The sequence below is a fragment of the Streptomyces sp. NPDC005784 genome, from assembly GCF_042871525.1.
Lineage (GTDB): Bacteria > Actinomycetota > Actinomycetes > Streptomycetales > Streptomycetaceae > Streptomyces.
Map to the genome: position 1 here is coordinate 66,263 of NZ_JBIAIQ010000007.1, position 22,982 is coordinate 89,244.

Annotated in this window: 20 protein-coding genes and 1 pseudogene; 11 read left to right on the forward strand and 10 right to left on the reverse strand. The window is 71.0% G+C overall.

All coding sequences use genetic code 11. From position 1 onward, the window contains the following. Positions 1 to 16 precede the first annotated feature (16 nt). Positions 17 to 1,198, forward strand: a complete 1,182-nt coding sequence (locus ACFYR3_RS14505) for a hypothetical protein (protein ID WP_389283319.1) — start codon at positions 17 to 19, stop codon at positions 1,196 to 1,198. A 21-nt stretch (positions 1,199 to 1,219) separates the two neighbouring features. Here the strand turns inward: ACFYR3_RS14505 and ACFYR3_RS14510 are convergent, their stop codons facing one another. Next, positions 1,220 to 1,699: an SRPBCC domain-containing protein gene (locus ACFYR3_RS14510; protein WP_355843441.1), complete on the reverse strand. Its 480-nt coding sequence runs from the start codon at positions 1,697 to 1,699 to the stop codon at positions 1,220 to 1,222. A gap of 169 nt (positions 1,700 to 1,868) precedes the next feature. Between ACFYR3_RS14510 and ACFYR3_RS14515 the strand changes: the two genes are divergently transcribed. Further along, positions 1,869 to 2,600, forward strand: a complete 732-nt coding sequence (locus ACFYR3_RS14515; protein WP_356779953.1) for a TetR family transcriptional regulator — start codon at positions 1,869 to 1,871, stop codon at positions 2,598 to 2,600. A gap of 247 nt (positions 2,601 to 2,847) precedes the next feature. Here the strand turns inward: ACFYR3_RS14515 and ACFYR3_RS14520 are convergent, their stop codons facing one another. The 3 genes from ACFYR3_RS14520 to ACFYR3_RS14530 form a co-directional block, all read right to left on the reverse strand. Beyond that, positions 2,848 to 3,177 carry an antibiotic biosynthesis monooxygenase gene (locus ACFYR3_RS14520; RefSeq protein ID WP_355843447.1) on the reverse strand — a complete coding sequence of 110 codons (330 nt, stop codon included), beginning with the start codon at positions 3,175 to 3,177 and terminating at the stop codon, positions 2,848 to 2,850. A 204-nt stretch (positions 3,178 to 3,381) separates the two neighbouring features. Continuing rightward, the gene (gap, locus tag ACFYR3_RS14525) at positions 3,382 to 4,380 is read right to left on the reverse strand and encodes a type I glyceraldehyde-3-phosphate dehydrogenase (protein ID WP_355843450.1); all 999 of its coding nucleotides are present in this window, start codon (positions 4,378 to 4,380) and stop codon (positions 3,382 to 3,384) included. Between the two features lie 142 nt (positions 4,381 to 4,522). Then, positions 4,523 to 5,479, reverse strand: coding sequence for a helix-turn-helix domain-containing protein (locus ACFYR3_RS14530; RefSeq protein WP_355843453.1), 957 nt, complete (start codon positions 5,477 to 5,479; stop codon positions 4,523 to 4,525). 407 nt (positions 5,480 to 5,886) lie between these two features. Here ACFYR3_RS14530 and ACFYR3_RS14535 point away from each other — a divergent pair, with 407 nt between their 5' ends. Continuing rightward, entirely contained in the window at positions 5,887 to 7,059 is a 1,173-nt protein-coding gene (locus tag ACFYR3_RS14535) for an amidase domain-containing protein (RefSeq protein WP_356779948.1), read from the forward strand. A gap of 122 nt (positions 7,060 to 7,181) precedes the next feature. On the opposite strand, the gene ACFYR3_RS14540 is transcribed toward ACFYR3_RS14535, so the two are convergent. Further along, positions 7,182 to 7,547: a DoxX family protein gene (locus ACFYR3_RS14540; RefSeq protein ID WP_389283104.1), complete on the reverse strand. Its 366-nt coding sequence runs from the start codon at positions 7,545 to 7,547 to the stop codon at positions 7,182 to 7,184. Between the two features lie 107 nt (positions 7,548 to 7,654). On the opposite strand from ACFYR3_RS14540, the gene ACFYR3_RS14545 reads away from it, so the two are divergent. Together ACFYR3_RS14545 and ACFYR3_RS14550 are read left to right on the forward strand one after the other, a co-directional pair. After that, positions 7,655 to 8,032, forward strand: coding sequence for a helix-turn-helix domain-containing protein (locus tag ACFYR3_RS14545; protein ID WP_355843462.1), 378 nt, complete (start codon positions 7,655 to 7,657; stop codon positions 8,030 to 8,032). Between the two features lie 178 nt (positions 8,033 to 8,210). Next, the gene (locus ACFYR3_RS14550; RefSeq protein ID WP_355843465.1) at positions 8,211 to 9,386 is read left to right on the forward strand and encodes an epoxide hydrolase; all 1,176 of its coding nucleotides are present in this window, start codon (positions 8,211 to 8,213) and stop codon (positions 9,384 to 9,386) included. A gap of 201 nt (positions 9,387 to 9,587) precedes the next feature. Here the strand turns inward: ACFYR3_RS14550 and ACFYR3_RS14555 are convergent, their stop codons facing one another. Beyond that, positions 9,588 to 10,076, reverse strand: a complete 489-nt coding sequence (locus tag ACFYR3_RS14555; protein WP_355843467.1) for a nuclear transport factor 2 family protein — start codon at positions 10,074 to 10,076, stop codon at positions 9,588 to 9,590. Positions 10,077 to 10,141: 65 nt separating this feature from the next. Here ACFYR3_RS14555 and ACFYR3_RS14560 point away from each other — a divergent pair. From ACFYR3_RS14560 to ACFYR3_RS14580, 5 genes and pseudogenes are all read left to right on the forward strand, one after another. After that, positions 10,142 to 10,317: pseudogene (locus ACFYR3_RS14560) on the forward strand (cytochrome P450); the annotation flags it as partial. 112 nt (positions 10,318 to 10,429) lie between these two features. Further along, positions 10,430 to 14,164: an ATP-binding protein gene (locus ACFYR3_RS14565; protein WP_389283107.1), complete on the forward strand. Its 3,735-nt coding sequence runs from the start codon at positions 10,430 to 10,432 to the stop codon at positions 14,162 to 14,164. Positions 14,165 to 14,298: 134 nt separating this feature from the next. Continuing rightward, positions 14,299 to 14,673 (forward strand): hypothetical protein, encoded by a 375-nt coding sequence (locus ACFYR3_RS14570; RefSeq protein ID WP_389283109.1) that lies wholly within the window; start codon positions 14,299 to 14,301, stop codon positions 14,671 to 14,673. Beyond that, on the forward strand, positions 14,670 to 15,083 hold the full coding sequence (locus ACFYR3_RS14575; RefSeq protein ID WP_356779935.1) for a hypothetical protein: 414 nt from the start codon (positions 14,670 to 14,672) through the stop codon (positions 15,081 to 15,083). Before ACFYR3_RS14570 ends, ACFYR3_RS14575 begins: the two co-directional genes overlap by 4 nt. 255 nt (positions 15,084 to 15,338) lie before the next feature. Next, positions 15,339 to 15,857, forward strand: a complete 519-nt coding sequence (locus ACFYR3_RS14580; protein ID WP_355849277.1) for an ion channel — start codon at positions 15,339 to 15,341, stop codon at positions 15,855 to 15,857. A gap of 154 nt (positions 15,858 to 16,011) precedes the next feature. Here ACFYR3_RS14580 and ACFYR3_RS14585 read toward each other — a convergent pair whose 3' ends face one another. Together ACFYR3_RS14585 and ACFYR3_RS14590 are read right to left on the reverse strand one after the other, a co-directional pair. Further along, the gene (locus tag ACFYR3_RS14585) at positions 16,012 to 16,356 is read right to left on the reverse strand and encodes a carboxymuconolactone decarboxylase (RefSeq protein WP_356779932.1); all 345 of its coding nucleotides are present in this window, start codon (positions 16,354 to 16,356) and stop codon (positions 16,012 to 16,014) included. Between the two features lie 330 nt (positions 16,357 to 16,686). After that, positions 16,687 to 19,074, reverse strand: coding sequence for an excinuclease ABC subunit UvrA (locus ACFYR3_RS14590; protein ID WP_355849271.1), 2,388 nt, complete (start codon positions 19,072 to 19,074; stop codon positions 16,687 to 16,689). A gap of 361 nt (positions 19,075 to 19,435) precedes the next feature. Here ACFYR3_RS14590 and nhaA point away from each other — a divergent pair, with 361 nt between their 5' ends. Beyond that, positions 19,436 to 21,337: a Na+/H+ antiporter NhaA gene (gene nhaA / locus ACFYR3_RS14595; protein WP_389283321.1), complete on the forward strand. Its 1,902-nt coding sequence runs from the start codon at positions 19,436 to 19,438 to the stop codon at positions 21,335 to 21,337. Positions 21,338 to 21,379: 42 nt separating this feature from the next. On the opposite strand, the gene ACFYR3_RS14600 is transcribed toward nhaA, so the two are convergent. After that, positions 21,380 to 22,291: a GlxA family transcriptional regulator gene (locus ACFYR3_RS14600; protein WP_389283112.1), complete on the reverse strand. Its 912-nt coding sequence runs from the start codon at positions 22,289 to 22,291 to the stop codon at positions 21,380 to 21,382. Between the two features lie 10 nt (positions 22,292 to 22,301). After that, entirely contained in the window at positions 22,302 to 22,901 is a 600-nt protein-coding gene (locus ACFYR3_RS14605; RefSeq protein ID WP_389283114.1) for a cysteine hydrolase family protein, read from the reverse strand. Positions 22,902 to 22,982 lie beyond the last annotated feature (81 nt).

Sequence of the window (22,982 nt, forward strand, 5' to 3'; positions counted from 1 at the left end):
GGCCCTGTACGGCGCGATGAAACTCATCGGCTTCTGCGTCTTCATGTACCTGCTGGACTCCTCCGGGGACTTCCGCAGGAAGAACCCCCGCTTCGGCGGCGGTGCCCACACCTGGGACGTCCTGGCCACCTGGGACGGCTGGTGGTACCAGCAGATCGCCGCGCACGGCTACCACCCCGCGCTGATACCCGTGCCCGGTGCCACCGGCCTGATCACCCTCGAGGGCAACTCCGCGGCGTTCTTCCCGCTGTACCCCGCCCTGATGCGCCTGGTCTCCTCCTGCACCGGACTCGGTCTGCTCGGTGCGGGCCTGGTGGTCTCCGTCGCCGCCTCGTTCGCGGCCGCACTCGCCGTGTACGCCGTGACCGCCCGGATCAGCGGTCGGCGCGCCGGGCTGGCCGCCGCCGGGCTCTGGGCCGTGTGGCCCGGCTCGGGCATGGAGTGGTCCGGCTACTCGGAATCCCTGTACATCGCCCTCGCCGCGTGGGCCTGCTACGCCGTCATGCGCCGGAACTGGTTCACCGCCGGCCTCCTGACCTGCGCCGCGGGCCTCACCCGGCCGACGGCCACCGCACTGATCGCGGCGCTCACCCTCGCCGTACTGGTGGAACTGCTCCGGCACAGACGCGCGGTACACCGTTGGGGAGACTCCCCCGCCCCTGACGGGACAGGGCGCTGGGACGCGGCCCTGCGCCCGCTCGCGGCGGTCGTGATCGCCCCGATCGGTCTGGCCGGCTATCTCGGCTGGGTGGGCTACCGCTTGGGCGACTACGGCGGGTACTTCAAACTGCAGGACGGTGCCTGGGCCCACACCTTCGACTACGGCCGGCACACCATCAAGGTGTTCGCATCACTCATGGTCGGCCACTACGACTACCTCTACGCCTACCCCTTCGAAGACGTCATCGCCGGCGGCACCGTCCTGCTGGCCCTGCTCGTCCTGCCTCTGCTGTTCCGGCTGCGCCCGCCACTCGTGCTGACCGTCCACACCCTCCTGACGATCGCGCTCGTCCTGGGAAGCCAGCAGATCTTCGGCAACGTCTGCCGCTACCTGCTCCCGGCCTTCCCCCTCCTCATCCCCTGCGCCACCGCCATGCGCCGACTCGGCACTCCGGCCCTGTGCACGGTCCTCACCATCGCGGCACTCGCCTCGGGCTCCTACGCCGGATACGTCCTGTTCGAAGTCGGCATCCCGTGACCAACCGCGCGGGGCGCGCTGCTAGATCTTCGGCTTGAGCGTGCTTCCGGCACGGAGGCTGCCCGTCTCGTCGAGTTGGTTCAGCACGGCGGACAGACCGACGCGCAGCATCTTCCGCCGGACGTGGCCCAGGATCTGGGCCACGAAGAGACCACCGGTTCCCGTGAAGCCCGTGTGGTCGAAGGTGAACCGCGTCCCTGCGGCATGAGGCTGGATCCGGTAGGCGACCTCGGTCGTCTCGCCGCCGCCGTGGTCGGTCCACGAGTAGCGCAGCAGTCGGGGCTCGTCGGCCTCCAGGACGACGCAGTCGACAATGCCGCTCCAACCGGGCTTCGGCTTCGCGACGAACCGGAACTCGGTGCCGACGTCGGTGGCGAACCCTTCCGGTCGCCCGCCGGCGCCGGTCGCGGTCCACAGCGGGATGAGCTCGGGGTCGGTCACTGCGCGCCAGACCTTCGCGGGCGGATGCGGGTAGTCGTTGACTATGTGGATGGCGCTCATGCGAGCTCCCAAGAACGTAGGGATGACAGGGCTGCGTGGATCACCACAGCGGATCACCACAGCAAGTCGCCTCAACGAATCACCAAAGCAGATCATCACAGCAGTTCGTTTCAGCGACTGAAATTTTATAGTAACAGTAATAATTTCGCCACTGGTCTACGCTGCTGCCATGAGCACAGTGGACTGGACGGCCTGGCGTCAGCAGGCCGAGGAGCCCGAGGCCGAGGGACTGCGGGAGCGCAAGAAGCGCCTGACGCGGCAACGCCTGTCCGATACCGCGACCGAGATGTTCATGGAGCACGGCTTCGACGCCGTCCGCGTGGCGGAGATCGCCGAGGTGTGCGGGGTTTCGGAGAAGACGGTCTTCAACTACTTCCCGACCAAGGAATCGCTCGTCCTGGACCTCGGCGAGACCACGATGGCCGCCCTGCGCGTCGCCCTGGCCGATCCGGCCCGCTCCGCGGTCGAGGCGGTGCTTCAGATCCTCTCGGGCGAGCTGCGCGGCATGACGTCCTGGATCGCGGCGCAGGACGACCCCGTCGAGGCCGCCGCGAAGGTCGGACGCTTCGGCGCGCTGACCAGGTCCACGCCCTCACTGCGGGCCTACCACCGCGACATGACCGACCGACTCGTCGCGGTCGCGGCCGAGGTGCTGGCCCAGCGCACCCGTATGAGCCCGGACGCCCCGGAGCCGCAGATCGCGGCGACCGCTCTGCTCGGACTGTGGAGCATCCAGTTCCAGAGCCTGCGCAAACACCTGGACGGGGTCCGCTCACCCGAACAGGTCCATGAGGCGGTGACCGCGGACGTCCGGCGCGCGGCCACACTCATCGACACCGGCCTGGCCGCCTTCGAGACCCTCACCGGGCAGACCCGGCCCGCGACCACGCCGAGCCCTTGAGCGCAGGCATGGCGCCCTCCCGGTCCACGCGCGGGTCACCACACTGATGGCCGCGCGAGTCGGCGCTCTGGTCACCGGCGCAGGTCAACTACCGTTCCGCGGCGGAAGTTGACCTCCGGCTCGGCAGCCCCGGTGCGCGTGGCGCGCGCTGCCGCCGCCTCCCGCCGCGCGCGATGCCTCATCCACTGTTGCGGCGCTCCCGGCCCGCGGCGCTCAGGCGCCGCCGGCCGTTCGCGCGACGACCTGACTACGGCTGGGTCGGCGCCGCCTGCTGCACGACCTCGAAGGACCACAGCGTGGACCCGCTCGCCGCGGGCTTGGGACGCTCGGCGCCCTGCGCGTCACCGCCCTGGTGGGCGGCCTTCATCGGGCCCTCCATCCAGGCCTGGAAGGACTCCTCGTCACGCCAGCGGGTGTAGACGAGGTAGCTGTCGGTGCCTTCGACGGGCCGGAGGAGCTCGAACCACTCGAACCCGTCGGAGCCCTCAACGGCATGGGCGCGGGAGGCGAAGCGCTTCTCCAGCGTCTCCCGCTGCTCGGCAGGTACGGCCAGTACGTTGATCTTGACTACGCTCATGCCCCCATCCTGCCGCACCGCGCTCGGCGGAAGACTCAGGGGCAGCCCGGTGAGCGGCGACGCGGGTGCGCCGGCACCTCGCCCGGTCGAGAACCAGTGCGTGTCCTCGGCGGGAAGGCCGGGGTTTCCGACGACGGCAGCGACCCTCTCTGCCGCCGTCGTCACCGGGCGCGGAAGCAGCAGCGAGGCCGCCGCGCTGTCGGGTCAGCCGGTGGTGAGGAGTTGGAGTGTGTCGATGACACGGTTGGAGAAGCCCCACTCGTTGTCGTACCAGGCGACCACCTTGATATGACGGCCGTCGACGCGGGTGAGGGCCGAGTCGAAGATCGACGAGGCCGGGTTGCCCGTGATGTCGGACGACACCAGTGCGTCCTCGGAGTACTCCAGAACGCCCGCGAGCGGCCCCTCGGCCGCGGCGCGGTAGGCCGCGAGGACCTCGTCGCGTGTCACATCGCGGGCCACCGTGGTGTTGAGTTCGACGATCGAGCCCACCGGAACCGGCACCCGGATCGAATCGCCCGACAGCTTGCCGTCGAGGTTCGGCAGCACCAGGCCGATCGCCTTGGCGGCGCCGGTAGTGGTCGGCACGATGTTGACAGCGGCGGCACGGGCGCGGCGGGCGTCCCGGTGCGGGCCGTCCTGCAGGTTCTGTTCCTGGGTGTAGGCGTGCACCGTCGTCATGAAGCCGTGCTCGATACCGGCGAGTTCGTCGAGCACCGCGGCCAGCGGCGCGAGCGCGTTGGTCGTGCACGACGCGTTCGAGACGATCGTGTGCACGGCCGGGTCGTAGGCGTCGTTGTTGACGCCGAACGCGAGCGTCACATCGGCGCCCTCCGCCGGCGCGCTGACGAGAACCTTCTTCGCACCGGCGTCGAGGTGGGCTCCGGCGGCCTTGGCCGTGGTGAAACGGCCGGTGGCCTCCAGTACGACGTCGACTCCGAGCTCGGCCCAGGGCAGCTGCCCCGGTTCACGCTCGGCCAGTACCTTGATGCGCCTGCCGTCGACGACGAGGGTGTCCCCGTCGACGGTCACCGGACGGCCGAGTCTGCCGGCCGTCGAGTCGTAGGCGAGGAGCCGCGCGAGCGTGGCGGGCTCCGTCAGGTCGTTGACCGCGACGACTTCCAGGTCGGTGTCGCGTTCGAGCAGCGCGCGCAGCACATTGCGTCCGATGCGGCCAAATCCATTGATGGCGATACGAGTCATGAGTGGTGTCCCTTCGGCTCCCCCTCAGATTCACGTGCGGCGTCGGGCCGTGACAGCGGCGGGATCGCCACGGTCCGCAAGGATCGCGCCACAGGATGGGGGGCCGCTCGTCGGCGAGCCGGTCGCCCTGCGTGAGGGTGCGCTATTCGCCCTGGGTGAACGTGCGCCGGTATTCGCTCGGGGTGGTGCCGAGGATCCGCTGGAAGTGCAGCCGCAGATTGGCACCGGTGCCGAGACCCGCGCCCGCGGCGATCTGCTCGACACTCCATTGCGAACGCTCCAGGAGTTCGCGGGCCATGTCGATACGGGCTCGCATGACCCATTGCATCGGCGTGTACCCCGTGTCGTCGGCGAAGCGCCGCGAGAAGGTGCGCGGCGACACCGCGGCGTGCTGGGCGAGGGCCTCGAGGGAGAGGGGTTCACCGAGCCGGTGCAGGGCCCACTCGCGGGTGGCGGCGAATCGTTCGCCAAGCGGTTCGGGCACGCTGCGCGGCACGTACTGCGCCTGGCCGCCGCTGCGGTAGGGGGCCGCGACGAGGCGCCGGGCCGCATGGTTCGACGCGGCCACACCGAGGTCGCCGCGCAGGATGTGCAGGCACAGGTCGATGCCCGAGGCCGCGCCGGCCGACGTGAGCACGCTCCCCTCGTCGACGAAGAGGACGTTCTCGTCGACCTTGATGAGCGGGTGTTTCGCCGCGAGCGCCCGTGTGTAGTGCCAGTGCGTCGTGGCACGCTTGCCGTCGAGCAGCCCCGTGGCGGCGAGGGCGAAGGCGCCCGTCGAGATGGCGGCGAGCCGTGCGCCCCGGTCATGAGCCTCGATCAGCGCGCCGACGACGGCCTTTGGCGGGTCCTCGCGGTCCGGAGACCGGTAGCCGGGGACGAAGACGAGGTCGGCCCACGCGAGTTGTTCGAGGCCGTGGGCGACGTGGTACGACAGGCCGTCGCCGCCGGTCACCAGACCGGGTTCGGCGCCGCACACCCGCACCTCGTACGGCATGCTCGCCCGGGTGGTGAACACCTGCGCGGCAATACCGACATCGAGTGGTTTGGCACCCTCGAGCACGAGGACGGCGACGTGATGCAAAGGGGATGCTGCCACAGTGAAAAGGGTACGTGGGCGTGCGGGTCGTGGCTCTCCGGCGGACCAGCGACGACCGCTTGCGCCCCCCATCTGCGCCGGCCACTCGCACCGCCTGCCCGAACACCGAACACCGGACACCGCGGTCTGACGTAGCGTCCGCTCCCCCAGTACAACTCCTCATAGCTGCAGGTGACGCTCCCTCACCGGAATCGGCGAAGGCCCGCCGCCTCCGGCCGGACGGCCCCGGAACCGGCGGCCGGGCCCGGCAGGGACGGCTAGTTGCCGGGATTGCCCTTTCGAGCGCGGAGCTGCGGCTTTCCGCCGTCTCACCTCGATACCGCTTCGGCAACCCCCTTCACAGGAGCCACACACGCCGTGCGAGGATGCGGCTCCGGTATCGAATACCGGCGTAGAGGGGAACACCATTGAAATCAAGGAAACTGAGCCGTAAGCGGCAACGAGCAACCATAATCGGGGCGGCCGCCGCCTCGGTCGTCGCCGGCGCAGCCCTGCTGCCCAACTGGTCCGCGGGCGCGGCGAGTGTCACCGCCGACCCCAAGGTGGACGCGTCGACCAAGGCCACCTTCCAGCGGCTCGCGGACGCGGTCTTCACCGACCGCACCGACGCCCTGGTGGACAACGACGGAGCGAAGCAGAAGACGTCGCGGTTCTCCGGCGACGTGCGGCTGTCCTCGACCCAGTCGCGTGCCGAGAAGTCCGCGCTGGCGAAGCTGGAGAGCCGCAAGGCCCGTCTGGCGGAGCTCGGCGAGAAGTACCGCTCGGCCAACACGACTGTGTCGCTGGACCGTACGGTGGTGAAGGGCCGTCACGCCACTGTCGACGTCACCGAGACGACGACGCTGGCGTACGACAAGGCCAAGGGCACGGAGCCGAAGACCACCGGCTTCGAGGCGCACCACACGCTGACGTTCAAGGCCGACCACAAGGGCGACTGGCAGCTCACCAACATCCGTGACACGGACGACGGGGTCGCGGTCAACCAGGTCGCGGCCACCACGTACACGGCCACGCCGATGACCGGCGGCAACACCCCGCCGTCGGCGACCCGTTCCGCCATCACGCAGCCCGCGCCGGCCAAGCCGAAGAACTTCTCGGCCACCGGCTTGGACTACAAGGCCATGGCGGCGTACGTGGCGAAGTACTGGAACAACTACAACCCGGCCTACCCGAACTTCAACGGGGAGGGCGCCGGCGGCGACTGCACCAACTTCGTCAGCCAGGCTCTGAAGGCCGGTGGCTGGAAGCACGTTCCGGGTTACACGAACGACTTCCACAAGTGGTTCGGCAACTCCGACATCCAGTCGGACTCGTTCGTCGGCGTCAACGAGTTCTCGTGGTTCGCCCTGTCCTCCAAGCGGGCCACCAGCCTCGCCAACGTCTACCAGGCGGACGTCGGTGACGTGGTGCAGGAGGACTTCAACAAGGACGGGTCCAAGGACCACACCATGATCGTCACGTACCGCAGCCCTCAGGGCGTGCCGTACGTGTCGTACCACTCCAACAACACCTACAACAGGTCGTTGGCGAGCATCATCGCGTCGTACCCCAACGCCGCGTACTACGCCTACCGCACCTGAGCGGTCGCGTTCCGGGGCGGGAGTCGGCACCACCTGCCGGGCTCCCGCCCTTTGCGTTGCGTGCGGCGTTGCGTGCGGCGTTGCGTGCGGCGTCTTGTGCGCCGTTGTGCGCGGCGGATCGGTCAGAGCCAGGTGGTCCCCAGCCGGACGGCCGCCGCGGCGGCCACCAGCAGAACGATGTTGAGGCCGATCATCCGTGTCTCGCCGCGAGAGACGTGGACGGTGATTCCGCCGACCTGGATCAGGACGAGGCCTGTCGCCGCGACGACGGCGAGCCAGGGCGCGATGCCGGTGAGGGGCGGCAGGACGAGGCCTGCCGCGCCGAGGACCTCCAGCGTCCCGATGAGCCGGACGACCGGCATGGGAACGCGGTCGACCCACCCCATCATGGGCTGAAGCCGCTCCTGGCTCTGCAGGATCTTGATGCCTCCGGCATAGAGGTAGAACGCCGCCAGCAGCGCCGCGACGATCCAGTAGGCGACGTCCATAAGGGCCCCTTGCACAATGGTTACCAGGCGTGAGTTGCCTCATGATGAGTCACTGTCGGGGGGCTTACAAAAGGCACATGGGTGTGCGCTACCTACAGGGAGCTGTCATGTCGCGCTACGAGCACACATGCATGATCCGCGGGGACGGCGGGCAGACGATCCGCGCCGTGCTCGACCGGATCTGCGACAAGTGGACACTGCTGATCGTGACGACCCTCGAGCAGGGACGCCTGCGCTTCACCGACCTCCAGCGGCAGATACCCGGCATCTCGCAGCGGATGCTCACGCTGACCCTGCGGAACCTGGAGCGCGACGGCCTGGTGTCCCGGACGGCGTACGCGGAGGTCCCGCCACGCGTCGAGTACGCGCTGACCCCCACCGGGCAGAGCCTGATCCAGCCTGCCCTCGCGCTGGCCGGCTGGGCGATCGAGCACATCGCCGAGATCGAGGCCAGCAGGGCCGCGTACGGGGACCGGGCCGGTTGATCCCTGTGGGCGGAGGAGATGCCGGCGTCAAGCGTCAAGTGTCGGACCGTTCCGACCGCACGGCTCCGGCCACAGACGTCAGTTGACGCCGCCCGGGGAACACGAGCGTCGCGAGTGGGCGCCACGCCTGGTCGGCGCGTTCGAGGAGTCGCCCGGCACGCTCCATAGGATGCGGCTCATGTCTGATGCCGCGCCTCGCCCCGAGCCGTTCACTCCGCAGACCGCCCCGTCGGCACTGGAAGACCTCCGCTCACGACTGCGCATGACACGCTGGCCGGACGCCCCCGAAGACGCCGGGTGGTCACTCGGGACCGACCTCGGCTACCTCCGCGAGCTCGTCGCGTACTGGGCCGACGGCTTCGACTGGCCGACGCAGGAAGCGGCGCTCGCCCGGCTCCCCCACTTCCGCGTCCGGCTCGGCGGTCTCGGGATCCACTTCGTGCACGCCCGAGCGGTCGCACCGGCCGGGCCGGTCCTGCCGCTGGTGCTCAGCCATGGGTGGCCCGACTCGTTCTGGCGGTACACGAAGGTGATTCCGCTGCTGACCGACCCCGGCGCGCACGGGGGCGATCCCGCCGACGCGTTCGATGTGATCGTGCCCGACATTCCCGGCTACGGATACTCCGAACGCCCCACCGGCCCGCCGCTCGACTCCATCGCCGTCGCCGGTCTGTGGGCCGAACTCATGAACGTCCTCGGATACGAGCGCTTCGGTGCGGCCGGCGGTGACCTCGGCAGCCATGTGAGCCGCTACCTCGCGCTCGACCACCCCGAGCGCGTCGTGGCAGTCCACCGCACGGACGGTGGTCTCCCCGTCTTCCCCGGGGACCCCGCCGACCTGACACCCGAGGAACGCGCGTGGATGGAGGGCGCCGCGATCTGGGGCGGTACCGAGGGTGCGTACGCCGCCATGCACCGCACGAAGCCCCAGACCGCCGCCGTGGGGCTCACCGACTCGCCGGCCGGGCTCGCCGCCTGGATCGTCGAGAAACTCCGGGCGTGGAGCGACTGCGACGGCGACATCGAACGGTCCTTCACCAAGGACGAGATCCTCACGAACGTGACGATCTACTGGCTCACGGGGACGATCGGCTCGTCGATGCGCATGTACCGCGCGAACAGCGCGATCCCGCCCGCGCAGCTGGCCCGCCGGGTCGAGGTGCCCTCCGGCTTCTCGATCTTCTCCGGCGACGTGGTCCGCCCGCCGCGGGCGTGGCTCGAGCGCACGACGAACCTCACGCGTTTCACCGAGCCGGCCCGTGGCGGCCACTTCGCCCCCTTCGAGGAGCCCGAGCTCTACGCGGAGGAACTGCGCGCGTTCTTCCGCCCCTACCGGGCGGCGACACCGGGCTGAAGCAACGTCTTCACCTCGGCCGGACCGCGATCTCCACGGCCCGGCCCCCGCACGACACGTCGCCATTCGGACGGCATCCGAAATCCGGTCTCCGGTCTCCGACATCCGGCTGCCGACATCCGGCCCCCGGGCCCCGGCCTACCGCTACGGCGAGCACCCGGCCAACGAGCCGAACACACCCGCCAGTTGCCCGTGGCGGCGTCACACGGACGCGGGAGAACCGGTCGGCGCCTCCAGGCGTTCCGTCGGCCCGCCGAAGGGCAGGACGAGCCTGCGGGTCGCCATGAGCCAAGTGCCGTCAACCCTGCGGAAGGTGTCCTCGTAGTGCCCTACGTTCGCGGGCGGCCGGGACGGAACCAACGTGCCCTCCGTGTAGCCGTCGACGCGGTAGGTGGCGAAGTAGGTCGTCGCCGAGGCGGTGTCCGGTGAGTCGACGGTGACCAGGATGTTCGTGCACATCCTCCGGGACAGGCGGTCCACGGGCCGAGAGCCGAAGTAGGCGCGCAGAGCTTCCCGGCCTTCGATCCGTCGTCCGTCGTACGGCCATTCCCACACACCGTCGGGCGTGAAGAGGTCGCAGACCGTACTCGGCTCACCGAGGTCGAGCCGATGAACCAGCTCCAAGACCAGCCGCTCACAGGCACGTTCGGCAAGCAGACACTCCAGTGGGTCAAGATCACGCGTAGTCATCTCCCCTTCCTACCAACCCGATCACCCCACACGCGACAGGTTTTCAGCACGCCGACAAGGCGTTCCGCAGCCTGCTGCCGGCGGTCGGCGCCGAGACCTTGCGTTACCCCCTCCGGTCCACATGATCATGCGGCAGTCCGCCACGGAGGTGGAGGTCTCCGGCGGCGTCATGCCCGCGGGTGTCACGGTGACGTGCCTGATCGGAGCCGCCAACCGGGACGAGGACCCGTGTTCCTCACCCCTGCCACCGCCTGATCGTCGGCTCCGCCTGCGTGTCCGTGCCTCGCGGGCTTCGTGTCTCCTGCCTACGCTCTACGGAGGGGCGGAGCGGCGAAGGACCGACGAGGACTGCCATGGTGACGGGTTTCCCGTTCGTGGGACGCGAGGACGTACTCGGCGAGCTCCGAGAGGCGGAGGAGCGCGCTGCCACGGGCAGGGGCGGGCTCGTCACCCTGACGGGGGCGGCGGGAGCGGGCAAGACCCGCCTCGCCGAGGAGGCCGCCGCCCGCGCCGAGGGCTTTCGCACGGTGTGGACATGGTGCCCGCCGGACGCCGTCGAGCATGCGCTGAGGCCCTGGTCGCGGCTGCTGCGCGAACTCGTCGTGGACGATGTGCGCTGCGGGCGGCTGGTCGCCGCGTCACCGTCGTTGCGGGCGCTGCTCGCCGGGTCCGCGGCCGGCGCGGACCGGGACCCGGACCCCGAGGCGGCGCGGCTGAGACTGGCGGGGGACGTCACCGAGGTCCTCACGACGGTGGCACGGCAGCGGCCGCTGCTGCTGGTGCTCGACGACGTCCACGCGGCCGACGCCTCCTCGCTGCGGCTGCTGCTGGAGGCCTCGGACGCCGTGCGCGGTGCCCGGGTCCTGCTGCTGGCCACGGCCCGCGATGACGACACCGCCTGGCACGACCGCGCCTGGGCGCGCACTCAGCTGCTGCGCCGCGGCCGCGCGCTGCCGGTGGGACCGCTCCGGGAGAAGGACGTGGCGGCGCTGCTCGACGCCGCCACGGGCAACGCGCCCGCGCCTTCCGCCGTGCATGTCCTGGCCCGGTACACGGGCGGTGACGCGTTCTTCGTGACGGAGCTCCTCCGGGCGGGCGGCGGCCTCGACGGGCCCGCTTCCGGCGTCCCGGCGACGGCCGCCTCCGTCCGGGTGCGCGACGCGGTCCGTGCCCGTACCGCCGAACTGTCGCCCCGCGCCGCGCAGTTGCTGGACATCGCCGCCCTGCTGGGAACGCGGTTCCGGCTCGACGTGCTCGCCGATGCCGCCGCCGTGCCCCTCGACGAGGTGCGCGCGCTGCTCGGGGAGGCGGCGGGAGCGGGACTCCTGGCGGAGGCCGGGGCGAACGAGGGCCGCTTCCGGCACGACCTCCTGCGCGAGGCCCTGTCCGGGAGGCCGGCGCCCGGTGAGCGGGCCGTGCTGCACCATGCGGTCGCGGCCGTTCTGGCCGACTACGCCCGGCGCGGCCGCGACACCGGCCCCGCCGAGGTCGCCCACCACCTCCTGCTCTCCGGCCCGGAACACGCACGCGAGGCCGCCGGGTACTGCCGGGAGGCCGCCGACCGTGCCGCGGCGCTTCTCGCGTTCGAGGAGGCGGCGCGCTGGTACGAAAGAGCCGAGCAGGCGTACGCCACCGGTGGCATCGACGCGACGGAGCAAGCCGGGGACAGCGCCGGTGCGGGCGCCGGTGCGGGCGCCGGTGCGGGCGCCGGAGCCGGGGCAGGTGCCGGGGACAGCGCCGGGGCCGGTGCGGGTGCCGGAGCCGGGGCGGCTGCCGGGGACAGCGCCGGTGCCGGGGCAGGTGCCAGGGCCGGAGCCGGAGCAGGTGCCAGGGCCGGAGCCGGGGCGGGTGCTGGGGACAGCGCCGGTGCCGGAGCCGGGGCGGGAGCCGGGGCCAGGGCTGGTGCCGGAGCCGGGGCAGGAGCCGGGGCCAGGGCTGGTGCCGGAGCCGGTCCCGGTCGCGGTGGGTCTCCCGGGACCGTCGCGGGTGGTGAGGCCGCCGGGACCGTCGCGGGTGGTGAGGCCGCCGATCGGGGGCTCGGTGACGCCGAGGAGCGCGTCGAGGTGCTGCTCGGGCTCGGGGCGGCGCGGCTCGGGTCCGGCGATTGGGCGGCGGCCCGTTCCGCGCTGCTGCGCGCCGCTTCGCTCGCCCGCAGGGCGGGACGGCCCGATCTGCTCGCGCGGGCCGCGCTGGGCCTTGGCACGGGTCCCGTCGGCTTCGAGGTCGATGTGGCCGATCGTGAGCAGGTCGACCTGCTCGGCGAGGCGCGCTCCTGCCTCGCGGGTGATCCGGCGCACGCCGCGCTGCGCGCCGCCGTGACGGCCCGGCTGTCCCTCGCGGCGGCTCTCCTCGAACCGGAGGGACACCGGGTGGCTCTCGCCCAGGAAGCTGTGGCCACGGCCCGTGAGGTCGGCGACCCGGCAACCCTCGGACCGGCGCTCGCGGCCCTGTGCGACGCCCGGCCCGGCCCCGACCACTGCCGCGACCGCCTCGACTGGTCGCAGGAGATCATCTCCGTGGCCCGTTCCCGGCGCGACCTCGCCCTCGAACTCCTCGGCCGACGGCTGCGGTTGGTCGCGCTGATGGAGACCGGCTCGTTCGCCGAGGCCGACACCGAGGCAACGGCGTACGAAGCGGCGGCCCGGCCGCTGCGGCGACCGCTGTACGCGTGGTACGTGCCGCTGTGGCGCGGCACCCGGGCCCTGATGGAGGGGAGATACGACGACTGTGCCGCCGCGCTCGACGAGGTGGAGACCCTGGGCGGCGCGGCGGGCAGCGCCAACGCCGCGCTGCTCGCGGAGACGCAGCGCTGGTGTCTGTACGCGGAGACCGGCGACCGGGACAACCTGCAACAGCTGCGCGACCGGGCGCCGTTGGAGCGGATGCCGGGCGTGTGGCCACGCGTCACGCTGGGCCTGCTCGCCGCGCAGCTCGGCCGTCCGGAGGAGGCTTCTCGGCGCCTGGCAGCGGTGATGCCGTCGCTCGTCCGAGCTCCCCGGGACAGCGAGTGGCTGCCGATGACGGCGCAGGCCGCGGAGACCGTCGGCGCGGTGGGCACCCACCCCTCCGCACCCCTGCTCTACGACGCCCTGGCACCGTACGCGGGCCTGTTCGTGGTGGAGGGCATCGGCGCGGCGATCCGGGGCCCGGTCGACCGTCATCTGGCGCTCCTGGCCCGGTCCATGGGTGACGAGCGCACGGCCCGCCACCACCGTGACCGCGCCCTGCGGGCCGCCATGGAGGCCGGAGCGGTCGCCCTCGCCGAGCGCATCGGGCGGGAGACGGTGGGGACGCCGGGCGTTCCGGAGGGCGGAACCGGGACAGCCGATCCGACACCGACCGCGTCACGCGGCGGCACGGCCCGGGCGCAGGGCGGCACGAGGGACGGCGTGCCACTCCCGGTCTCCGCCGATGCCCGACCCCAGAACTCGGCCCGCCCCACCAACGCCGGACTCCAGAACTCGGCCCGCCCCCCAGCGGCGCGGCCCAACACCCTTGCGCAGCAGCCGGAAGCTGCCCTCCCCGTACCGCTCTTCCGCCGCGAAGGCCCGCTGTGGCACCTCGTCTACGCCGGCCGGGAGGCCCGTCTCCCGGACAGCAAGGGGCTGCGCGACATCGCGGTGCTCCTCGGACGGCCGGGAACCCCGGTCCCGGCGGTCGATCTGGCGACACCCGGTGCCACCGCCGTCGGCGGTGGTACGGCCACAGCGGACATGCACCCTCCCGGTGACCTGGGTGAGGTGATCGACGCCGACGCGCGCGCCGCGTACCGGCGACGGCTGCGGGAGCTGGAGGAGGAGGCCGAGGACGCCGACGCGGGCGGGGACGCCGCGCGGTCGCACCGGATCGCGGAGGAGAAGGACGCGCTCGTCCGCCAGCTGTCCGCCGCGTACGGCATCGGCGGGCACGTCCGCCGCGCCGGTTCCCCCGCGGAACGCGCCCGCACGGCCGTCACGGCACGCGTCCGCGCCGCCGTACGCCGGGTCGCGGCGGTCCACCCGGAACTCGGACGCCATCTGGAGACCGCCGTGCGCACGGGCACCCTCTGCGTCTACGAGCCCGAGAACCCGCCCGCCTGGCGCCTGTGAGTCCGGGAGCCGGGCCGCCGCCACACGATCGACACCGGTGAGCCGTCACCTCACACCGTGCCGTCCGACCTCACGCCTGATGAGTGAAGGCGCCGTACGACCGGGTACGGCCGGCGAACGAAGGGCAGGACGTCATGCCACGCACAGCCAAAGCAGAGGCGGAGCTCAAGGTGGACGAGCCGGTGATCGAGGGCCGGTACGCCGAGGTCGGCCCGTACACCGTCTCGTACGAGACCATGAAGGCGGACATGGATCCGGCGCCGCTCTTCCAGGGGCTGCCCGACGACCGGTGCCAGTGCCCGCACTGGGGCCAGGTGATCTCCGGAAAGATCGTGTTCAGGTACGTCGACCACGACGAGGTCTTCCACGCCGGAGACGCCTATTACGGCGCACCGGGCCACCTGCCCCTCCTCTTCGCCGGTACCGAAGTCGTCGAGTTCAGCCCCACCACCGAACTGGACCGCACCATGTGGGTCATCGGCCGCAATCTCGCGGAGGCACCGTCATGAGCACCCTCGACGCCCGCCGGGCCAAGGAACTCGCCGATCTCTTCTTGGAGTTCCTGCAGACGAACAGCGCCCCGGCCGGACTCTTCACGGACGATGTGTTCGTGGACCTCAGCCTGCCCCAGTGGCGGCTCCAGACGTCCGGCCGGGACAACCTCGTGGCCCTGCGCCGAACCAGCCATCCCTTCCTCGGCACCGTGCCACGCCACCGTGCCGACGTCACCGGGACCGGCATCGTCATCGAGTTCGAGGAGCGCTGGGAGGACGCCGACGGCACCTGGTACTGCCGCGAACTGCTCCGCGCCGACGTACGTGACAACTCGATGAGCGAGGTGTCCGTCTACTGCACCGGCGACTGGTCCCCCGAGGTCCAGGGCTCCCACCGTCGCGAGGTGACGCTGATCCGGCCATGAGCACGACGGGCCGGTGGAGCCGGGTGGAGCGGAGCGCCCGGACGGTTCGGCGCCATCGCGTTCCTCCGGTCCGGCCAAAGAGCACACCGCCATCCCGGTGAGCACGTGGTGCGCCTGCCGCGTCGCACCCCTGGCATCAGGAAGGGTTGGTGAATCCGCGAGCCGGTACGGTCGCGCGGTCACGGCGGCGGGTATCGGGGCGGAGCGGTGGACAGGAAGTCGAGGAGGCACCGCCGGGAGGCGCTCCGCGCCACCATGCGATCCCTTCTGACCTCAGCGATCCTCGTCACCGCCTACTTCCGGCTCCCGCTCGACTCCGCCTTCACCCCGGGCACGGTCCTCGCGCTCGTCGGTGGCATCGTGCTGGTGGCGCTGCTTCTGGCCTGGCAGATCCGCGAGATCACCCGGGCGCCGCGGCCCGAGTTGCGCGCGATGGAGGCTCTGGCAACCACCGCACCGCTCTACCTGCTCCTCTTCGCGACGGTCTACTACCTGATGGAGCACAGCGCGGCAAGCAGCTTCAGCGAGTCGCTGTCGCGCAGCGACTCCCTGTACTTCACCATGACGGTCTTCAGCACCGTCGGCTTCGGAGACATCACTGCGCGCAGCGAAACGGCCCGGCTGCTGGTCACGGGGCAGATGACGGTGAACCTGCTGTTGATCGGTGTGGCCGCCCGGCTGCTCGTTTCGGCGGTCCAGCAAGGAAGACACCAACAGAACCTGTCGGGGCCGGGCGCGGAGAGCAACAGGCCCCCGGAGGAACGGAAACCCTGATCCCCGGGTGTACTGACCCTCGGCGCCCGGCCTCAACACACGTGCCCGGCGCTCGTGTTCAGCACTCGTCGCGGGCAACGTTGGTCATCACTCGTCCTCCGGGCCCGTCTCCAGCGCCTGTGTTCATTCAGCGATCGTATTCAGCGCTCGCCCCTCAAATCCCGCCCTCGGCGGCGGCCTCCGCCGCGATCTCCTCCTCGGCCACGGCGATCGCGATGCCGAACGCCGCGGCGATGTTGCCCGCCGCCGTCATGACACGGGCCGTACCCACGATGGGGGCGATGGCCACCAGGACGTCCTGCACCGCGGCCATGGGCAGATCGGCCTTGATGGCGGGGCCGATGTGCGCGAGGTAGGAGATGGGCGGCGCGTCCGAGGCCGCGAGCGCGGCGATACGGGTGAGGAGGAGCTGGTCCATCGGCAGTCCGCACCGCTCCAGGGAGTCGACGGTCATGGCGGCTATGGTGTCCAGGACAGGGGTTTCGGATGCGGTGGTCATGGCGGCCGGCCTCCTGATGCACTGACGGGGGCGCTGGAAGCGGAAGGAGTCGCTGTCCGCGGGCGCCACTCTGTGCGTCAACCGTAGGTGCATTTCGGGCAGGGCGCGCGCGGAGCCCGGTGGGTCCCGCGGCGCCCGTCCTGACCCCGGCCGGCTCCACTGGCGGGTCGCCACCTGCGGTCGGGGCAGGCTCCGTTCGGCGGCGTCCGACACTTCTCTACTCCCTGCCGGACCGGTGCCGGGCTTCCGCCGTCCGTCCGTGGCCGGCGGACACGTGGGACCGGTTCGGGCAGCGTCCGGAACTCGTCCCAGGTGTCCGCGCGGACCCGGTCAGGCGCCGACGTAGGCCGCGAGGTGTTCGCCGGTGAGGGTGGCGCGGGCGGCGACGAGGTCGGCCGGCGTGCCCTCGAAGACGAGCCGGCCGCCGTCGTGACCGGCGCCGGGGCCGAGGTCGATGATCCAGTCGGCGTGTGCCATGACCGCCTGGTGGTGCTCGACGACGATGACCGACTTGCCCGAGTCGACGATCCGGTCGAGCAGACCGAGCAACTGCTCGACGTCGGCGAGGTGCAGGCCGGTGGTCGGCTCGTCGAGGACGTAGACGCCGCCCTTGTCGCCCAGGTGCGTGGCGAGCTTGAGCCGCTGTCGCTCGCCGCCGGACAGCGTGGTGAGCGGCTGTCCGAGGGTGAGGTAGCCGAGCCCGACATCGGCGAGCCGCCCAAGGATGCGCTGCGCGGCCGGCGTGTGCGCCTCACCGGCGCCGAAGAACTCCTCGGCCTCGTCCACCGACATCGCGAGCACCTCGCTGATGTCACGGCCGCCCAGGTGGTACTCCAGGACCGACGCGTCGAACCGCTTGCCCTCGCAGTCCTCACAGGTCGTGGCGACGCCGGCCATCATCGCCAGGTCCGTGTAGATGACGCCCGCGCCGTTGCAGGTGGGGCACGCGCCCTCGGAGTTGGCGCTGAACAGCGCCGGCTTCACGTCGTTGGCCTTCGCGAAGGACTTGCGGATCGGGTCGAGCAGACCGGTGTACGTCGCCGGGTTGCTCCGCCGCGAACCCCGGATCGGCGCCTGGTCGACCGAGACCACACCTTCACCGGCCGGGATGGACCCGTGCACGAGCGAGCTCTTGCCGGACCCGGCGACGCCGGTGACGACGACCAGCATCCCGAGCGGGATGTCGACGTCGACATCCCGCAGGTTGTTCGCCGACGCGCCGCGGATCTCCAGCGTGCCGGTGGGCTTGCGCAGCGTCTCCTTGACGGAGGCCCGGTCGTCGAAGTGGCGGCCGGTGACGGTGCCGCCGGTCCGCAGTTCCTCGACCGTGCCCTCGAAGCAGACGGAGCCGCCGCCCGTACCGGCGCCGGGGCCGAGGTCGACGACGTGGTCGGCGATCACGATGGTCTCCGGCTTGTGCTCCACGACGAGCACCGTGTTGCCCTTGTCCCGCAGCCGCAGCAACAGGTCGTTCATCCGCTGGATGTCATGGGGGTGCAGGCCCGCCGTGGGCTCGTCGAAGACGTAGGTGACGTCGGTGAGCGAGGAGCCGAGGTGGCGGATCATCTTGACGCGCTGTGCCTCGCCGCCGGACAGCGTGCCCGCAGGCCGGTCCAGGGCGAGGTAGCCGAGGCCGATCTCCACGAACGAGTCGAGGGTCTGCTGGAGTGCGGAGAGCAGCGGTGCCACCGAGGGCTCGTCGAGACCGCGGACCCATTCGGCCAGGTCGCTGATCTGCATCCCGCAGGCGTCGGCGATGCTGATCCGCTTGATCTTCGACGAACGGGCGCCCTCGCTGAGCCGGGTGCCGTCGCACTCGGGGCAGGTGGTGAAGGCGACGGCCCGGTCCACGAACGCCCGGATGTGCGGCTGCATCGCCTCCTTGTCCTTGGAGAGCATCGACTTCTGGATCCGCGGGATCAGACCCTCGTAGGTCATGTTGATGCCCGCGATCTTCATCCTGACCGGCTCGTGGTGAAGGAAGTCGTGCAGTTCCTTCTTCGTGTACTTGCGGATCGGCTTGTCCGGGTCGACGAAGCCCGACTCCTTGTAGAGGCGCATGTTCCAGCCGTCCGAGCCGTAGCCGGGGATGGTGATCGCGCCGTCGTTGAGCGACTTGGTGTCGTCGTAGAGCTGGGTGAGGTCGATGTCGGAGACCGCGCCCCGGCCTTCGCAGAGCACGCACATGCCGCCGGTGCGGTTGAAGGTCGCCTTCACCGCCTTCTTGGCTCCGCGCTCGACGGTGATGGCACCGCTCGCCGTGACCGAGGGGACGTTGAAGGCGTACGCGCTGGGCGGGCCGATGTGCGGCTTGCCGAGCCGGCTGAAGAGGATGCGCAGCATCGCGTTGGCGTCGGTGGCGGTGCCGACCGTGGAGCGGGGGTCGGCACCCATCCGCTGCTGGTCGACGATGATCGCGGTGGTCAGACCTTCGAGGACGTCGACCTCCGGCCGCGCGAGCGTGGGCATGAAGCCCTGCACGAAGCTGCTGTAGGTCTCGTTGATCAGGCGCTGCGACTCGGCGGCGATCGTGTTGAACACCAGCGAGCTCTTGCCCGAGCCGGACACGCCGGTGAACACCGTCAGCCGGCGCTTCGGGATCTCGATGCTGACGTCCTTGAGATTGTTCTCCCGCGCGCCGAGCACGCGGATCAGATCGTGGCTGTCGGCACCATGCGGCGCGGGCGGCTGCGTGTCCGTCCTCGTGGCCTTGCTCATCGTGTCTCCATCTGTCGGGCGGGGCCGCCTTCACGGTCTCCGCCGGCATCGCCTGCCTCGATCCAACCAGCTTCGCGCGGTACGCCGGGTTCTCCTTCGCCGACTCCGTCCGCGCGGTCGTGGCCACCGACCACGGCGTACGTCACCGTCGGTGCCGGCCGATGTGAGGGGACGGTGTCCATGCGCCACGCCAGGTGAGGCCCGGTCGTCGGCGCTTCTCCAATCCTGATCGGTCCGGGCACCCTCGAATGCTGATCGGTCCTGGCACCCCCGAATCCTGCTCGGTCCTGGCACCCCCGTCGGTCCGGGCACCCGTCGTCTGGGGAAGTATCGGGTCCGGGGCGAGAATCGGAGGGTGACCATGCCATCCGAGACGCCGCCCCTGTCAGGTCAGACTCAGTGCGGCAACCGCGCCCGCAGCCCGTTGCGCTCGTTCCTGCGGACGGAGACCGGCAGCGCCGCCGTGCTGCTCGCCGCCACCTTGGTGGCGCTGGCCTGGGCCAACATCGGTCCCGACTCGTACGAGAGCGTGTGGGGCACCGAGCTGTCGATCCGTATCGGGTCGGGCGGAGTGTCGATGGACCTGCGCGAATGGGTGAACAGCGGCCTGATGACGCTGTTCTTCTTCGTCGTCGGCCTGGAGGCGCGCCGCGAGTTCGACCTGGGCGAGCTGCGAGAACGCCGCCGGGTCACCCTGCCGCTGCTGGCGGGTCTCAGCGGCATGATCGTCCCCGTCGTCGTGTACCTGGCCATCACCTCGGGCCATGGCTCCGCGGCGCACGGCTGGGGTGCCGCCATGTCGACCGACACCGCCTTCGCCCTGGGCATGCTGGCCATCTTCGGCTCACGACTGCCCACCAATCTCCGCGTCTTCATGCTCACCGTCGCCGTGGTGGACGACTTCCTGGCGCTGGCCATCATCGTCGTCGCCTACAGCGACGCCATCTCGCTGCCCGCGTTGCTGACGGCACTCGGCCTGTTCGTGGTCGTCCTGCTGCTGCGGCGCACCATCGGCGCACGGATTCCGTCCCTGTACGGCGTGCTGGGCGTGGCGATCTGGGTGGCGCTCCTGAAGTCGGGCATCGACCCGGTGGTGACAGGTCTCGCGATGGGCATGCTGACGTACGCGTACTCGGCGGAGCGCAGCGATCTGGAACATGCCAGCCGGCTGTTCCGGCGTTTCCGCGAGCAGCCGACCCCGGAGCTGGAGCGCACGGTGCGGCGCGGTCTCGCCTCGACGCTCTCCCCGAACGAGCGGCTCCAGCAGATGTTCCATCCCTGGACCAGCTACGTGATCGTGCCGCTGTTCGCCCTCGCCAACGCCGGAATCACCCTGAGCGCCGGTCAGCTCGCCGACGCCTTCACCTCACCGGTCACCCTCGGCATCCTCTTCGGCTACCTGCTGGGCAAGCCCGTCGGCATCATCGGCGGCACCTGGCTCACCACGCGCGCCGCCCGAGGACGTCTTCACCCGCCCGTGGGCTGGGGCGCCATCACGGCCGGGGGCACACTGGCCGGTGTGGGCTTCACCGTGGCGCTGCTGATCGCGTCGCTGGCCTTCACCGGCGACCGTCTGGCGCAGGCGAAGGTCGGCATTCTGGCCGCGGTCGCGTGCTCGTTCCTCCTGACCTGGGCCGTCACCCTGGTGATCGGTGCGCTCACCGGGCGCTCCCGCGCGCGGGCGCTCCTCGGCACCGGCCAGAGCATCGTGGACCTCAGCGAACCCGTCGATGTGGAGCGCGACCATGTGCGGGGGCCGCTCGACGCGCCCGTGACCCTCGTCGAGTACGGCGACTTCGAGTGTCCCTACTGCGGTCTGGCCGAGTCCGTGGTGCGCGAACTGCTCGCCGACTTCGGCGACGTCCGCTACGTATGGCGCCATCTCCCGCTCAACGACGTGCACCCCAACGCCCAGCTCGCCGCGCAGGCCGCCGAGGCCGCGGCCCGCCAGAACCGCTACTGGGAGATGCACGACCTCCTCATGGGACACCAGGGCGACCTGGGGCCGAAGGACCTGTTCCGGTACGCCGCTCGCCTCGACCTCGACAGTGGCCGCTTCCGCGAGGACCTCCGGGACGGCGCGAGCGCGGCCCGGGTGGCCATGGACGTCGAGTCGGCGGACCTCAGCGGTGTTTCGGGCACTCCGACGTTCTTCGTCAACGGCCGCCGTCACTACGGCGCCTACGACATCGCCTCGTTGACGGCGGCCGTACGCGCCGCGCGCCAGCGGGCCACGCTCACGGGAGCGGGCCAGGAGACCTGAGGCTCCCACGTGAGTCCCGTTGGTGAGTCCGCTCGTCGCGGTTCAGGTCGCGCGGGCGCGCAGGCGGCGCAGCATGCGGGCGTCCTCGAAGCCCACCGCGCGGGCGGCGGCGTCGACGGTGACGCCGTGGCTGATGAGGTGCTCGGCGCGTTCCAGACGCAGGGCCTGCTGATAGCGCAGCGGTGTGAGGCCGTCGGTGGCGCGGGTGAAGAGGCGGGTGAGGGTGCGTTCGCTGACGCCCACGGCCGCGGCCAGCTCCGGCAGGGGCACCGGCCGGTCGAAGCGGGTGTCGAGCAGGTCCTGCGCGCGGTGCACGGTGTCGTCCAGGTGGGACCGGTACCGGAGCATCGCGCTGGCCTGGGGTTCGTGGCCGTTGCGTCGTGCGTAGACCACCATGTCCCGCGCCACCTGCGCGCCCACGGCCGGGCCGTGCCGGGTGGCGATCAGGTGCAGGGCGAGATCGATCCCGCTGGCGATGCCCGCCGAGGTGACCACCCGGTCGTCCTCGGTGTACAGGACATCGCGGACCACGGCGGCCCGGGGGTAGCGGCGGGCGAGATCGTCCTGGACGTCGTGGTGCGTGGTGCAGCGACGGCCGTCGAGGAGTCCGGCCCGGCCGAGCGCGTCGGCTCCCGCGCAGACACTGGCGACGGTTCCGCCCCTGGCGTGGTGTTCCCGGAGGACCCGGAGGCTGGATTCACCGATGAGAGGGCCGTCGGTGAGGGTGAGCGCCTGCCAGCCGGGCACGACGATCAGATCCTCGGGACCGAGCTCGGGCCAGTCGAGCCGGGTCACCAGTGGCAGCCCCTGCGCGGTGGGGATCTGCGGCTGCTCGGCGACGTAGTCGAGGGTGTACGGGTGCCCGAAGTCGGAGGCCGTGGAGAAGACCTGCGCGGGGCCGGCCAGGTCCAGCAGATGGACTCCGGGCACCAGGAAGAAGACGATGTGGCTCACGATCCGGTCATCATGCCCGAGACGCGGCCGAGATCTCCAGCTCGTCCACCGTGGCGATGGTGGCGAAGCGCCCGGCCAGGGCGTACTCGGTGCGCCTGATGACCTCCTCGGCACTGAGGGTGCGGGGGTCCGCGAGCAGTTCGGCCACGCTCTGGTCCGCGGGCGCGTCCCGGTGCGGGATGGGGTTGGTCGCGGTGGCGTCGGAGACGAAGGTGACCTGGTAGCCGAGGTCGCTCGCGAGGCGGGTGGTGGTCTCCACGCACTGCTCGGTGCGGATTCCGCAGACGGTGAGCTCGCGGACACCGCGTTCGGTGAGGAGCTGCTGAAGGTTGGTGGTGGTGAAGGCGTTGTGCGAGGTCTTGTGGATCAGCGGTTCGCCGTCCTGGCGCCGGAGCTCCTCCATGAGCCGGACATGGCCGAGGGCGGGGTCGAACACGTCGCCGCTGCCGGGCTCCGAGTGCAGCACCCACACCACCGTGTCGCCGGCGCTGCGGGCGAGCGTGACCAGCCGGTCCACCTGGTCGGTGATCTTCGGGTTGGAGATGGTCTCCCACAGGGGTCGGGCGCGGAAGGATTCCTGGACATCGATGACGATCAGTGCTCGGGTCATGCCTCTACTCTGACCGGCCCGCACACCGTGGGAACAGACCTCATCGGGTCCGGCTGCGGACCGATCCGGTCACGCCTGGAG